This window comes from Streptomyces sp. CB02009 (genome assembly GCF_001905825.1).
Taxonomy (GTDB): Bacteria; Actinomycetota; Actinomycetes; order Streptomycetales; family Streptomycetaceae; genus Streptomyces.
Window position 1 is genome coordinate 630,292 of record NZ_LIVV01000002.1, and the last position, 14,470, is coordinate 644,761.

Consider the following 14,470-nt stretch of genomic DNA (forward strand, 5'->3'; position numbering starts at 1 on the left):
ACCGTTTGGGAAAGCCTTTGACCTTTCTGGAACAGAGGTGTTCCATTGTGGGTATGTCGTCATCCATTGCGCCCCGTCTGAGCATCCTGTGGTCCTTCGCCCGCCCGCACCGGCGCACCCTGGCCAAGGGGCTCGCCCTCGCCCTGGTCGCCTCCGCCCTGGGCCTCGCCACGCCCATGGTCACCAAGCACGTGCTCGACGCACTCGGCAGCGCTTCCTCCCTCACACGCCCCGTGGCGACACTCGTCGTGCTGCTCTTCGTCGGCGCCGGGGTGTCCTACTGGCAGTGGATCCTGCTCGGGGCGCTGGGGGAGCGGGTGGTCCTCGACGCGCGCGAGTCGGTCGTGCGGCGCTTCCTGCGCGCCACCGTCCCCGCCCTCACCCGGAGCCCCACCGGTGAACTCGTCACCCGGGTCACCTCCGACACCGTGCTGCTGCGCCAGGCCGCCGCCTCCTCCTTGGTCGGCCTGATCAACGGAGCGGTGATGCTGGTGGGCAGCCTCGTCCTCATGGGCTTCCTCGACCTGGTGCTGCTCGCCACCACGGTGGCCGCCGTCGCCCTGGTCGGCCTGGCCTTCGCCTTCCTCATGCCCGGCATCGCGAAGTCGCAGCAGCAGGCCCAGGAGCACGTGGGACGGCTCGGCGGCGTCCTCGAAGGCACACTGCGGGCGATCCGTACCGTCAAGGTCAACCGTGCCGAGGAGCGGATGACCGAGCGGATCCTCGCCGACGCGCGTGCCTCGGCCGCCTTCGGGGTCGGCGCCGTCCGCCGCGAGTCGCTGGCCTGGACGATCGCCTGGTCCGGCGTCAACCTGGCCATCATCGCGATCCTCGCCGTCGGCGCCTGGCGCGTCGGCGAGGGCCGGCTCGAGGTGTCCGGTCTGATCGCCTTCCTCCTCTACACCTTCGCCCTGATGGACCCCATCAACGAACTCAGCCAGAACGTGACCGCCCTCCAGTCGGGCATCGCCGCCGCCGAACGCATCCGGCAGGCCGACGCCCTGCCGTCCGAGGAGTCCGCACCGTCCCCGGGGCGCCCCGAACTCCCCGAGCTCCACGCACTGAAGGAACTGAAGGAACTGACGGAACTGGAGAAACTGGAGGAGCTCCGCGACGACGTGCCCGTCCTGGAGCTGCGGAACGTGACCGCCGCGTACGGCCCGGACGCCGAGCCGGCCGTGCGGGGCGTCGACCTCGTCATCCCCCGGCGCGGCCACACCGCCGTCGTGGGCCCCTCGGGAGCGGGCAAGACCACCCTGTTCTCCCTGGTCCTGCGGTTCCTGGAGCCGACCGGCGGCGAACTGCTCCTCGACGGACGGCCGTACCGCGACCACGCCCACGCCGACATCCGGGCCCGCCTCGCCTATGTCGAGCAGGACACCCCCGTCGTCCCCGGCACCCTCCGCGACAACCTGCTGCTCGCCCGGCCCCAGGCCACCACCGAGGAACTGCTGCGCGTCCTGGACGACGTACGGCTCACGGAGAAGGTCGAAGGACTGGAGGAGGGACTGGACGCGCCCCTCGCCACCGCGAACGTGTCGGGCGGGGAGAGGCAGCGCATCGCCCTGGCCCGGGCGCTGCTCGCCACCCCCGACGTGCTGCTCCTCGACGAGGCCACGGCCCAGCTCGACGGCCTGACCGAGGCGGCCGTGCAGGAGTGCGTCCGCTCCCGCGCGGAAACCGGCGCCGTGGTGACGATCGCGCACAGGCTGTCGACGGTGGTCGACGCGGACACCATCGTCGTCATGGAGGCGGGCCGGGTCCGGGCGCGGGGCCGGCACGAGGAACTCCTCGTGTCCGACACCCTCTACCGCGACCTGGTCGAGTCCCTGCGGATCTCCGCCGTCACCGGCGCCCCCGTGACCTGACGGCCCCCGTCCGGCGGGCCGGCCGGGCACGGCACCTCGTGGGCGACGGCGGCGACGTGCCCGTCGGAGAGGAGTACGTCGGTGAGGCGAACACCGGAGCCGGGGGCGGGGGCGAGGCCCGTCCCCACATAGGGCTCGACGGCACCCCGGACCAGGGCGACGCCCGTCGCCTTGAGCGCGGCCTCCTTCCGTGCCCAGCAGCGGGCGAAGGCGCCCGCGCGGGCGCTGACGGGAAGGGCGGCCAGCTCCGCCCGCTCGCGCGGATGGAGGGCGGTCCCCACGTCGCGCACCACGCCGTCGGCCGGCACGGTCTCCACGTCGACCCCCACCGGCACGGACGCGAGCGCCACCAGGACCCGGTCGCCCGCGTGGGAGAGCGAGAAGTGCGTGTCGTCGTGGTCCGGCAGGTGGGGCTTGCCGTGCGGGCCGCCGCACCCGGCACAGGGCCAGCGGGCGAAGACCAGCCGGTCGGGCCGGGTGCCGACGCGCTCGGCCAGGACCAGGCGCAGCAGCACGTGGGCGACCAGGTACCGGTCGGCGTCCGCCGGGCGACGGAAGGCGCGGGACCGGGCCGTCTCCGCGGAGTCGAGCAACGGGGCGAGCGCGCGGGCCGCCGCCGCGTTCGGGTGCACGGCGACGGCCACCACCCCGGGGTGGCCCGCCAGTTCCTCGTAGTGCACGGTACGGCTCAGAAGACCTGGTCGGTCGTCGTGACGACCGCGCAACGGCCCGCCGCCCATGCGAGGGCCATCCGGTGCTCGCGCTCGGAGAAGTCGGCGACGGCGTCGGCGACGACGAAGGCCTGGATGTCCTGCATCCACGCGTCGCAGGCGGTCATCAGGACGCCGATGTGCGCGTACACGCCGGTGACCACCAGCTGGTCGCGGCCCTGCTCGCGCAGCTGCTCCAGCAGGTCGGTGCGGACGAAGGCGCTGTACTTCCACTTCGTCAGGAGCGTGTCGCCGGGCCGGGGGGCGACGGCGTCCGCGATGGCCACGGCTTGCGGGTCGGCCGGTACGCCCGGTCCCCAGAAGTCCTGCTGGAGGCCGCGCTGTTCAGGGGTCTGGCCACCGGGCTGCGCCGTGTAGACGACGGGCACACCGAGCCTGGCGGCCTCCTTGCGGAGCCGGCCGAGGTTGGCGAGCAGGGCGGTGAGCGGCTCGGCCTCGGCGTCGAACGGGGTGAGGAAGTGGTTCTGCAGGTCGTGCACGAGGAGCACGGCGCGGTCCGGGTCGACGGTCCACCCCACCCGGTTGGCGGGGAGCTCGCCGGGGCGGGGCATGGGGTAGGGCGCGACGGTGGGCAGGGTCATGACGGTTCCGTTTCGGCGGGTGCTGGTGCTGTTGCTGTTGCTGGTGGCGGGTCTGCTGGGCGGGGCTCGGTGAAGCGGGAGCGGCGGCGTACGGGGTCAGGTCCCGGGCGCGGTCCGCGCGCGCAGGTCCTTCTTGGACACCTTGCCGACACCGGTCGTGGGGAAGGCCTCGACGAAGACGATCCGGTCGGGCACCTTGAAGGCGGCGAGCCCCCGGTCCCGGACGAACCGCTTCAGCGCGAGCGCCCCGACCGCGGGGGCGTCGGCGCGCGGGATCACGTACGCGCAGCTCCGCTCGCCGAGGTACGGGTCGGGCTCGGCCACCACGTTGGCGTCGTGCACCGACGGGTGGGCCAGCAGGTGGTTCTCCACCTCCTCGGCGGCGATCTTCTCGCCGCCCCGGTTGATCTGGTCCTTGGCGCGTCCCTCGACCACCAGATGGCCGCTCGGGGTGAGCCGGACGAGGTCTCCGGTGCGGTAGAAGCCGTCTGCGGTGAAGGCGCGGGCGTTGTGCTCGGGCGCGTTCCAGTAGCCGCGGATGGTGTACGGGCCGCGGGTCAGCAGATGCCCCGTCGTGCCCTCCGGCACGTCCTCGTCCTCGTCGTCCACGACCCGGATCTCGTCGTCGGGGGAGATCGGCCGGCCCTGGGTGGTGACGATCGTCTCCGTGTCGTCGTCGAGCCGGGTGTAGTTGACCAGGCCCTCGGCCATCCCGAAGACCTGCTGGAGCGTGCAGCCGAGGGCCGGCTTGACCCGGCGGGCGGCCTCCTCGCCGAACTTCGCCCCGCCCACGAGCAGGACGTCGAGGCTGGAGAGGTCGTAGGCCGACGCGGCGGCGGCGTCCGTCCAGACGAGCGCGAGCGGCGGTACGAGACCGGTGATCGTGACGCCCTCGTCCTGGATCAGCGGGAACGCCACGTCCGGCGCGGGCCGCGGGCACATCACCACACGGCCGCCCGCGTACAGGGCGCCGAGCGAACCGGGCGAGGAGAGCGGGAAGTTGTGCGCGGCGGGCAGCACGCAGAGGTAGACGCTGTTCTCGTCGACCCCGCAGATCTCGTTGGAGCCGCGCAGCGAGTAGATGTAGTCGTCGTGGGTCCGGGGGATCAGCTTGGGCACGCCGGTGCTGCCGCCGGAGAGCTGGAGGAACGCCAGGTCGGACGGGGCGGGTCCGGCGAGGGGCACCGGCTCGGCGGGGACGTCGGCGAGCGGTTCGAAGGGGCCGGCGTCCCCGCCCACGACGAACACGTGCCGCAGCGAGGGCGTCCGGGCGAGCACGGTGGTCGCGAGGGCGCGGTGGTCGAAGCCCGCGTCCTCGCCCGGGACCACGTAGGCGACCGCTTCGGTGAAGGAGCAGAAGTAGGAGATCTCCGACTCGCGGTGGGCGGGCAGCGCGAAGACCGGCAGCGCGCCCAGCCGGAAGAGGGCGAAGATCACCTCGAAGAACTCGGCGAGGTTGGGGAGTTGGACGACGACCTTGTCGCCGCGGCCGATGCCGCGGGCGGCGAGCCCGGCGGCGAGTCGGTCGGCGCGGAGGTCCAGCTCTCCGTAGGTCCAGGCGCGGCGGGCGCCGCCCGGGCCCGCGTGGTCGACGACGGCGACGCGGTCCGGGTGGGCCTCGGCCCGCGCGCGGAGCACGGCGCCGAAGGTCTCGCCCCGCCACCAGCCGGCCGCGCGGTAGCGCTCCGCGAACTCGGCGGGCCAGGCGGGCGCGGTGGCGGTGTCCGCCCGGGCCGCGTCCGGCGCCGTGTCCGGTGCGGTGTACGGAGCGGTGTCCGGAGCCGCATCCGATGCGGTGTCCGCTGCGGTGGGCCGGGTCGGTGCGGTCACAGCTCGGCTCCCACGGCGTTCAGGAAGGTACGGAACTTGGCGGCGGTCTCGGCGGTCTCCGCCTCGGGCACGGAGGCGGAGACGATGCCGGCCCCCGCGTACAGGCGCAGGGTCCTGCCCTCGGCCTCGGCGCAGCGGATGGTGACGACCCACTCGCCGTTGCCCTCCGCGTCGCCCCAGCCGACGATGCCGGTGAAGAACCCCCGGTCGAAGGGCTCGGTCTCGCGGATCACCTGTCTCGCGAGCTGCGTCGGGGTACCGCAGACCGCCGGGGTGGGGTGGAGTGCGGAGGCGATCTCCAGGGCCGACACCTCCGGCCGCGCGAGGGTTCCGGTGACGGTGGTGGAGAGGTGCCACATGGTGGCGGTGCGGATCAGCGAGGGCCGGGCCGGCACCTCGATGGCCGAGCAGTACGGGGCCATCACCTGGTGCACGGCGTCCACGACCACGGCGTGCTCGTGGAGGTCCTTGGCGGACTCGAGCAGGGCAGCGGCGCGGCGCACGTCCTCGGCGAGGTCGTCGCTGCGGGGGATGGAGCCGGCCAGCGGGTTGGAGACCAGCCGGTCGCCGCGGCGCGAGACCAGCAGTTCGGGGCTGGCGCCGAGCAGCGTGCGGTCGGGGCCGGTGGGCAGCGCGAAGGTGTAGCCGGCCGGGTCGCGGCGGGCGAGCCGCTGGACCATCGCGGCGAGGTCCAGCTCGTCGGGGCCGGTCACCTCCAGGGTGCGGGCGAGGACCACCTTGCTGAACTCGCCGTTCCACATGCGGTCGACGGCGGAGGCGACGCCCTTGGCGTACACCTCGGGCTCCGGCTCCGGCCGGACCGACCAGGCGACGGCCGGGGGCTCGGCCGCGGGCAGGGCGACCAGCGGGTCGTACGCGAGGGCCGGTCCGGTGCGGACGGCCTCGGGTATGACGAGCGCGGCGGGGGCGTCCTGGGCGAAGGGGAGGGCGCCGATGACGACCGGGGCGGCCAGGCCGGCGGAGCGGGCCTCCCGCAGGGCGTCGGCGACCCGCCGGGCGACCGGGGCGGTCCCGTGCGGGACCTCCCGCTGGACGCCGTGGGCGAGCAGGGTCCGGGTGGGCGTGGCGAGGAAGCGGTCGCCCCGGCGGAAGGCGTCGAGCAGCGCGGTGGCCGCTCCGACGGAGGCGTGGGGGTCTGCGGGCGCGGACGTGTGCGCGGCGACCTGGTGGACCGTCGACACGGGGCTCCTTGGTTTCGGTCTGAGGGGTGGGGGTCGGAGGGCGGCTCCGTGCGGGGCGGGCGGGCGGCGAGGCCCGGCCCGTCATCGCAGGGTGGCGCCGCCGTCGACGTAGATGTCCTGCATGGTGATGTGGCGGGCTCGGTCGGAGGCGAGGAAGACCACGGTCTCCGCGATGTCCTCCGGGTCGGCGATGCGGCCCAGCGGGATGCCGGTGCGGTGGCTCGCGACGTCTCCGGCGATGACGCGCTGCGGGCCGGAGGGCCCGTCCCAGAGCGCGCGCTGCATGGGGGTGTCGGTGGAGCCGGGACAGACGGCGTTGCAGCGGACGCCCCGGTCGGCGACTTCGAGCCCGAGGCACTTGGTGAAGGCGACGGCGGCGGCCTTGGAGGCGGCGTAGGCGCTCATTCCGGAGCGGGGGATGCCGGCGGCGTTGGAGGCGACGGTCACCACGGACCCGGTGCCCCGGGCGGCCATTCCGGAGACCACGGCCCGGGACAGGTGGAAGACGCCCGTGGTGTTGACCGCGAAGACCTGCGCCCAGTCCTCGTCCGTCAGGTCGAGGGCGGGTCCGGTCCTGAGGATCCCGGCGACGTTCACGAGGATGTCGACCGGGCCGAGTTCGCGCTCGACGCGGCCCACGGTGCGGGTCACGTCGACCCCGTCGGTGACGTCAAGGGAGTAGGGCACGACCGCTCCCGCGGTCCGGTCCCGCTGTCCGTCGTGGTCACCGGCCAGTCGCGCGACGCTCTCGGCGAGCGCGCCGGCGGCCCGGTCGGTCGCGGCGACGGTGGCGCCCCGCGCGGCGAGCGCGTGCACGACGGCCTCGCCGATGCCCTGCGCGGCGCCGGTGACGAGCGCCACGCGGCCGTCGAACTCGCCACGGGGTCTGCTGCTTTCAGTCACAATACCTCCTTGACTTAGGTAAGCCTAACCTAAGTCGTTCGCATTACCCATGGACTTGCCGCGGCGGGCGGCCCGAAGGCCGCCCCCCGCTTCGGAGTCCCGAACGGACTGGTGTCACACGCGAGGTGACGGACCGTCCGCGACCGCCCGCAGCGCCCTGTCCAGCAGCGGGCCGATCTCCTCCAGCGCCTCCGGAGCCATCAGCTCGTCATGACCGCGGTCGAGGACGTGCTCGGTGAGGACGCCGTCCACGTGCGCGGGCCAGACCAGCTGCGGCGTCTCGCCGTCCGGAGTCGTCCGCGAGGCCGTGAAGAACAGGACGTCACCCCGGAAGTGCCGGGTGCGGCTGCGGGAGAGCAGCCGTACGCAGTGCACGTTGGTCTCCACGATCGCGTGCAGCAGGGAGTCGTCGAAGCCCGCGAGCAGACCCTGGCTGTCCCGGATCGCGGCCACCGCCTCCTCGCGCGACACGTCCCCGCGCCCGGCGGCCTCGGCCCCGAGCCCCGCCACGGAGAGCAGGAAGCCGTTCTCCTCCTGTTCGAGCCGTTCGCGCCACTCCGGCGTCTCCAGGTACGCCCAGTCGTCCCGCTCCGGCGGGTAGGCGTCCAGGAGCGCGAGGAACGCGACCTCCTCGCCGCGCTCCTGGAGCATCGCCGCCAGGGTGTGCGCCACCGTCCCGCCGAAGGAGTACCCGGCGAAGTGGTACGGCCCCTCGGGCTGCACCGCGCGGATCTCCGTCAGATACCGCTCGCACAGCTCCGCGACGTCCGCCGCGTCCGGCAGCTCCCCGGCCAGGCCGGGGGACTGGACGCCGTACACCGGCCGGGCCGCGTCGAGGTGACGCAGCAGGCCCGTGTACTGCCAGCTGAACCCGGAGGCCGGGTGGAAGCAGAACAGCGGTGCCCTGGAGCCCCGCTCCCGCAGCGGAAGCAGCACCCGCAGCGCGTCGCGGCGCGAGTCCGAGCCGATCCGGGCCGCCACGTCCGCGACCGTCGGCGCCGACATCACCGTGCCCACCTGGACGGGGACGCCCAGCTCGTCGCGGATGCGGCCGACGAGCCGCATCGCGAGCAGCGAGTGCCCGCCCAGCTCGAAGAAGTTGTCCTCGACCCCGACCCGCTCCAGACCGAGCACGTCCGCGAAGATCCCGCAGAGCAGCTCCTCACGGGCGTCCTTCGGCGGCCGGCCGCTGCCCGCGTCCGCGAACGCCGGGGCGGGCAGCGCGACCCGGTCCACCTTGCCGTTCACGGTCAGCGGCAGCGCGGGCAGCTCCACGAAGGCCGACGGGACCATGAACTCCGGCAGCGTCGCCGCCAGCCGGGTCCGCAGCGCGGCCGTCACCGCCTCCGGGTCCGCACGGTCCGCCTCCGAGGCCGGCACCGTGTACGCCACGAGCCGCTTCACCCCGTTCGCCCCCGTGTGCACGACCACCGCGGCGGCCGCCACCTCGGGCGCGGCGGCGAGCGCCGACTCGATCTCGCCCAGCTCGATCCGGAAACCGCGGATCTTGACCTGGTGGTCCGCCCGGCCCAGGTAGTCGATCCCGCCGTCCCCGCGCCAGCGCACCAGGTCGCCGGTGCGGTACATCAGCGTGCCCGGCCCGCCGAACGGATCGGCCACGAACCGCTCGGCCGTCAGAGCCGGCCGCGCGAAGTAGCCGCGCGCCAGTCCCGCGCCCGCGAGGTACAGCTCGCCCGGAACTCCGCGCGGCACCGGCCGCAGCGCGCCGTCGAGCACGTACGCCCGGGTGTTGTGGATCGGCCGGCCCACACAGGAGGTGGCGCTGGCGCCGACGTCGGCCCCCAACGCGTTGATCGTGTACTCGGTGGGCCCGTACAGGTTGTAGCCCATCGTGCCCTCGGTCTCCGCGAGCAGCGCCCACAGGGAGTCGGGCACCGCCTCGCCGCCGAGCAGCACCAGGGCGGGCCGGTGCCGTCCCTCGTCCAGGAGGCCCGCGTCGACCAGCTGCTGCCCGTACGACGGGGTGACGTTGACGACGTCGATGCCGACCCGGTCGTAGTGCGCGGTCAGCGCCGCCGGGTCGAGCCGCAGCTCCTCGCCGATGACGTGCACCTCGTGCCCGTCGACGAGCCAGAAGAACTCCTCCCACGACATGTCGAACGCGAACGACACGGTGTGCGCGACCCGCATCCGGCGCCCGCCCGCCAGCTTCACCGCGGGCTCGAAGATCCGCTCCCGGTGGTTCAGCAGCATGTTCACCAGACCCGAGCCCGGCACGACCACGCCCTTGGGACGGCCGGTGGAACCCGAGGTGTAGATCAGGTACGCCGGGTGCCGGCCGTCACGCGGAGCCGACAGCTCCTCCTCCGCCACCGGCCCGCCCGGCAGCGCGGCCAGCTCCGCGACCGTCGCCGGATCGTCCAGGACCAGCGGCGGCACGCCCGCCACCACCGGCACCCGGCCCGACACGGCCGCACTCGTCACCAGGCAGAGCGGACCCGCGTCCTCGACCATCGCGGCCAGCCGGTCCACCGGGTGGTCCAGGTCCAGCGGCAGGTACGCCGCCCCCGCCTTGAGCACCGCGAACAGCGCGACGACGAAGTCCGCCGAACGCGGCAGGCCCAGGGCCACCGTCCGCTCCGGTCCGGCGCCGCGCCCGAGCAGCGCGCGGGCCAGCCGGTTCGCCCGCTCGTCCAGTTCCGCGTAGCTCAGCCGCTCGTCCTCGAAGACGAGCGCCGTGGCGTCCGGCGTCAGCGCGGCCTGCCGGGCGAACAGCTCGATGAACGACACGTCCGGCAGCGCGTGCCCCGTGTCGTCCCCGAGGGCGAGCAGCGCGGCCCGCTCGGCGCCCTCCAGGGTGCGCAGCCGGCCGACGGGCGTCGCGCCGCCCGCCGCGAACTGCTCGACGAGCAGCCGCAGCCGCCCCGCCAGCTCCTCGGCCGTGCCCCGGTCGTAGAGGTCGGGACGGTAGGCCAGGCTGAGTTCGAGCGAGCGGTCGGGCGTGACGGCCAGCGTCAGCGGATAGTGCGTGCCGTCGACGCTGTGCGTCCAGCCGATCTGGTGCCGCTCCACCGCCTCCTCGCGCGCGGTGTCGTCCAGGGGCGTGTTCCGGAACACGTACAGCGTGTCGAAGAGCTGCCCGACCCCGGCGGCCTGCTGGATCCGGCCCAGGCCCAGGTAGTGGTGCGGCAGCAGCTCCGCGTGCTCGCCCTGGGTGCGCACGAGCAGCTCGCGGAGGGTCTCCGCGGGGCGCAGCGTCACCCGGAACGGCAGCGTGTTCATGAACATGCCGATCATCTGGTCGACGCCCGGCACCTCCGCCGGACGCCCCGAGACCGTCGCCCCGAACACCACGTCGTCCCGCCCGGTCATCCCGGACAGGGACAGCGCCCAGGCCGCCGACAGCACCGTGTTCAGGGTGACGCCGCAGCCCCGGGCGAAGGCCCGCAGCCGGTCGCTGGTCTCCTCGCCGAGCGCGAGGTCCACCACCTCGGCGGTCACCGGCTGCCGCGCCGGATCGGCCGGCGCCACCAGCGTCGCCTGGTCCAGGCCCGACAGATGGCTCCGCCAGGCGGCCAGCGCCGCCTCCGTATCCGTCCCCGCCAGCCACCGCAGGTACGCGCGGTACGGAGTGACCGGCGGCAGCACCTCCGCGCGGCCGCCCGCCCCGTACAGCTGGAACAGCTCCTCGAAGAACAGCGACTCCGACCAGCCGTCCGTGAGGATGTGGTGCTGCGTCACACAGAGCATCCACCGGTCCTCGGCGAACTTCAGCAGCGTCACGCGCATCAGCGGCGGCGCCGACAGGTCGAACCGCGTCGCCGCGTCCTCCAGCGAGAACGCCCGCTGCGCCTCGTCCTGCTCCGCCCGGTCCAGAGCCGCCAGATCCCGTACGTCCCAGGGCAGCTCCCACGCGGGGGGCACCACCTGCACCGGACCCGCCAGGCCCTCGTGCCAGAACCCCGAGCGCAGGTTCGGGTGCCGGCGCAGCATCGCGTCGAACGCGGCGCGCAGCGCGGCCGTGTCCACCGCGTGCCGCAGCTCCACGAAGTTCTGCATCAGGTACACGTCGAGCGCGCGGTCGTCGTACTGCGCGTGGAAGTACAGCCCCTCCTGGAGCGGCGCCAGCGGCAGCACCTCCGCCGCGCCCGGGAACACCCGGTCGAGGAGCGCCCGCCCCGCCTCGTCCAGCTCCACGAGCGGCCCGCCGGAGTCCGTGGCGGTCCGCGCCGCGGCCTGCTCGTCCGGCGTACGGGCCGCGACCGCGAGCCCCGCCACCGTCCGCTGCTCGAACACGTCGCGCGGGGTGAGGACCAGGCCCTCCTTGCGCGCCCGCGTCACCAGTTGGATCGACACGATGCTGTCGCCGCCCAGGGCGAAGAAGTCGTCGTCCACCCCGACCGAGCGAAGCCCGAGGACCTCGGTGAACACCCGGCACAGCGCCTCCTCCCGCTCCCCGCTCGGGGCCCGGGACGCGGGCGAGGCACCCAGCACGGGCGCGGGCAGCGCGGCCCGGTCCAGCTTGCCGTTCACGTTGAACGGCAGCGCGTCGAGCACCACCACCGCGGCCGGAACCATGTAGTCCGGCAGCACCTCGGCCAGCTCCGCGCGGATCGCGGCCGGCTCCGCCGCACCGGTCACATAGCCGACGAGCCGCTTCACGCCGGGCGTGTCCTCACGGACCACCACCGCCGCCGCGTCGACCCCGGCCACCGCCGCGAGCGCCGACTCCACCTCGCCCGGCTCGATCCGGAAACCACGGATCTTCACCTGGTCGTCGGCGCGGCCCAGGTACTCCAGCTCGCCGTCCGCCCGCAGCCGCGCCAGATCGCCCGTGCGGTACATCCGCGTCCCGGGCGGCCCGAACGGGTCGGCCACGAACCGCTCGGCGGTCAGCGCGAACCGGCCCAGATAGCCGCGCGCCGTACCGTGCCCCGCGAGGTACAGCTCACCCGTCGTGCCGGCGGGCACCGGCCGCAGCGCCGCGTCCAGGAGGTACGCGCGCGTGTTGCCGATCGGCCGCCCCACCACCGGGGTGGCGCTGTCGGCCAGGTCCGCGGCGAGCGCGTCCACCGTGTACTCGGTCGGACCGTAGAGGTTCACCGACATCACCCCGCTCGCCGCCCGCACCGCGGACCACAGCGCCTCCGGCACCGCCTCACCGCCGAGCAGCAGCAGCGCCGGACGGTGCAGGGCCGGGTCGAGCAGACCCCAGTCCAGCAGCCCGAGCGCGTACGTCGGGGTGACGTCCATCGCGTCCACCCGGTGCTCCCGCACGTACCCGACGACGAACTCGGCGTCCCTGCGCCCCACCTCGTCGAGCACGTGCAGCTCGTGCCCGGCCACCAGCCAGAACAGCTGCTCCCACGAGGTGTCGAAGCTGAACGAGGCCGTGTGCAGCGCCCGCAGGGTCCGTCCGCCGGTCGCGTCCACCACCGGGCCGAAGACCTCGGCGACGTGGTTGGCGTACAGGTTCGACAGCCCGCCGTGGGTGAGGACCACGCCCTTGGGACGCCCGGTCGACCCCGAGGTGTAGATGACGTACGCCGGGTGCCCGTCCGCGATCTCCGGCGACGCGAACCCGGCCGGGAAGGCGTCGAGCGCGGCGGCCGTCTCCGGGGCGTCGAGCACGATCCGCTCCGGACCGTCCCCGGCCGGCGGCAGCAGCTCCACCGCCCGCGCGGTGGTCAGCACGAACGCGGGCGCCGCGTCCTCGATCATCAGGCCCAGCCGGTCCGCCGGATAGTCCAGGTCGAGCGGCAGATAGGCGCCGCCCGCCTTCAGCACGGCGAGGATCGCCACCACCGTCTCCGCCGAACGCGGCACGGCGAGCGCCACCACCGACTCCGGCCCCACCCCGCGCCGGGCGAGCAGCCCCGCGAGCCGCGCGGCCCGACCGTCCAGCTCGGCGAAGGTCAGCGACGTCTCCTTGCAGACCACCGCCGTCGCCCCGGGAGTACGCGCCGCCCGCTCGGCGAACACGTCCGCGACCGTCCCCGACGGCACGTCCCGCACCGTCCCCGGCCAGCTGCTCCGGACCCGCTCCAGCTCGGCGGGCGGCAGCAGCGCGAGCGCGCCGACCGCCGTGCCGGGCTCGGCCGCGATCCGGTCCAGGAGGTGCGCGAGCCGGTCCGCGATCCGCTCCGCCGCCCGCGCGTCGAACACGTCCGGCCGGTACTCCAGCCGCAGTTCGGCCCGCGCGTCCAGGGACACCGCGAGGGTCAGCGGGTAGTGCGTGGCGTCTTCCGCCTCGACGCCCGTCACCCGCACCCCGCCGGCGACGGTCTCGCGCGCCGACGGGTCCACGGGATAGTTCTCGATCACGACGAGCGTGTCGAACAGCTCCCCGCCGCCGCTCTGCTTCTGGATCAGCCGCAGCCCCAGGTGGTGGTGGGCCAGGAGCGCGTTCTGCTCGTCACGGAATCGCCGCAGCAGCCCCTCGACCGTCTCCTCGGGCCGGGTGGCGAGCCGCACCGGAACCGTCGTGATGAACAGGCCGAGCATCGACTCGACCCCCGGTATCTCGTCCGGCCGGCCCGACACCGTCAGACCGAACACCACGTCGGAGCGCCCGGTCAGACCGCCGAGCAGCAGCCCCCACGCGCACTGGATCAGCGTGCTCGGCGTCGTCCCGAGCCGCCGCGCCGCCGCCGTCAGCCGGTCCGTGGCGGCCGCCGACAGCTCCAGGGCGTGCACCCCGGGCCGCACCGGCGCCCGCGCCGGATCCGGCGCCGCGACCAGCGACGCCTCCTCGACCCCGGCGAGCGCCGACCGCCAGGCCGCCTCCGCCGCCGGCGTGTCCTGCTCCTTCAGCCACTTCAGATACGTGCGGTACGGGCGGACCGCCGGAAGCCCCGAGGCGTCCCCGTCGGCCGCGTACAGCGCGAGCAGGTCGCCCACGAGCAGCGGCATCGACCAGCCGTCGACCAGGATGTGATGGACCGTGACGACCAGCCGGTGGTCCCCGTCGGCCAGCCGCGCGAGCACCAGCCGCAGCAGCGGCGGCCGGTGCAGCGCGAACCGCCGGGCCAGTTCGGCCCGCCGCAGCCCGGCGAGCCGCTCCTCGACCGAGGCGCCCGTTAGGGGCGCACCGTCGACGCCCTTCGCCCCGGGCTCCGACAGATCGACCCGCTCGACCCCGAACGTCACCTCCGCCGGCACGAACTGCACCGGCTGCGGAACCCCCTCGTGCCAGAAACCGGCCCGCAGGTTGGGGTGCCGGCGCAGCAGCGCCACCGCCGCCCGCTCCAGGCGCTCCGCGTCCACAGGACCGGCCAGGCCGACCGACACCTGCACGGTGTACACGTCGGCGCCTTCGCCGTCGTAGACGGAGTGGAACAGCATGCCCTGCTGCAGGGGGGACAGCGGCAGCATGTCCTCGATACGAGCCTGCG

The 14,470-nt window shown here is 74.3% G+C and carries 7 protein-coding genes; 1 reads left to right on the plus strand and 6 read right to left on the minus strand.

The window, feature by feature from the left end; translation table 11 throughout:
• Positions 1 to 53 precede the first annotated feature (53 nt).
• A complete protein-coding gene (locus AMK27_RS10220) occupies positions 54 to 1,868 on the plus strand; it encodes an ABC transporter ATP-binding protein (protein WP_073904890.1) in 1,815 nt (604 codons plus the stop codon).
• Here the strand turns inward: AMK27_RS10220 and AMK27_RS10225 are convergent.
• The 6 genes from AMK27_RS10225 to AMK27_RS10250 form a co-directional block, all read right to left on the minus strand.
• A complete protein-coding gene (locus AMK27_RS10225) occupies positions 1,808 to 2,548 on the minus strand; it encodes a 4'-phosphopantetheinyl transferase family protein (protein ID WP_073904892.1) in 741 nt (246 codons plus the stop codon). The genes AMK27_RS10220 and AMK27_RS10225 overlap by 61 nt on opposite strands.
• An 8-nt stretch (positions 2,549 to 2,556) precedes the next feature.
• Positions 2,557 to 3,180 carry an isochorismatase family protein gene (locus AMK27_RS10230; protein ID WP_073904893.1) on the minus strand — a complete coding sequence of 208 codons (624 nt, stop codon included), beginning with the start codon at positions 3,178 to 3,180 and terminating at the stop codon, positions 2,557 to 2,559.
• A gap of 96 nt (positions 3,181 to 3,276) precedes the next feature.
• Entirely contained in the window at positions 3,277 to 5,010 is a 1,734-nt protein-coding gene (locus AMK27_RS10235) for a (2,3-dihydroxybenzoyl)adenylate synthase (protein ID WP_079188328.1), read from the minus strand.
• On the minus strand, positions 5,007 to 6,212 hold the full coding sequence (gene dhbC, locus AMK27_RS10240; RefSeq protein WP_073904895.1) for an isochorismate synthase DhbC: 1,206 nt from the start codon (positions 6,210 to 6,212) through the stop codon (positions 5,007 to 5,009). Before dhbC ends, AMK27_RS10235 begins: the two co-directional genes overlap by 4 nt.
• A gap of 81 nt (positions 6,213 to 6,293) precedes the next feature.
• Positions 6,294 to 7,115, minus strand: a complete 822-nt coding sequence (locus tag AMK27_RS10245) for a 2,3-dihydro-2,3-dihydroxybenzoate dehydrogenase (protein ID WP_073904896.1) — start codon at positions 7,113 to 7,115, stop codon at positions 6,294 to 6,296.
• 114 nt (positions 7,116 to 7,229) lie between these two features.
• Positions 7,230 to 14,450, minus strand: a complete 7,221-nt coding sequence (locus AMK27_RS10250) for an amino acid adenylation domain-containing protein (protein WP_073905954.1) — start codon at positions 14,448 to 14,450, stop codon at positions 7,230 to 7,232.
• Between the last annotated feature and the right edge of the window lie 20 nt (positions 14,451 to 14,470).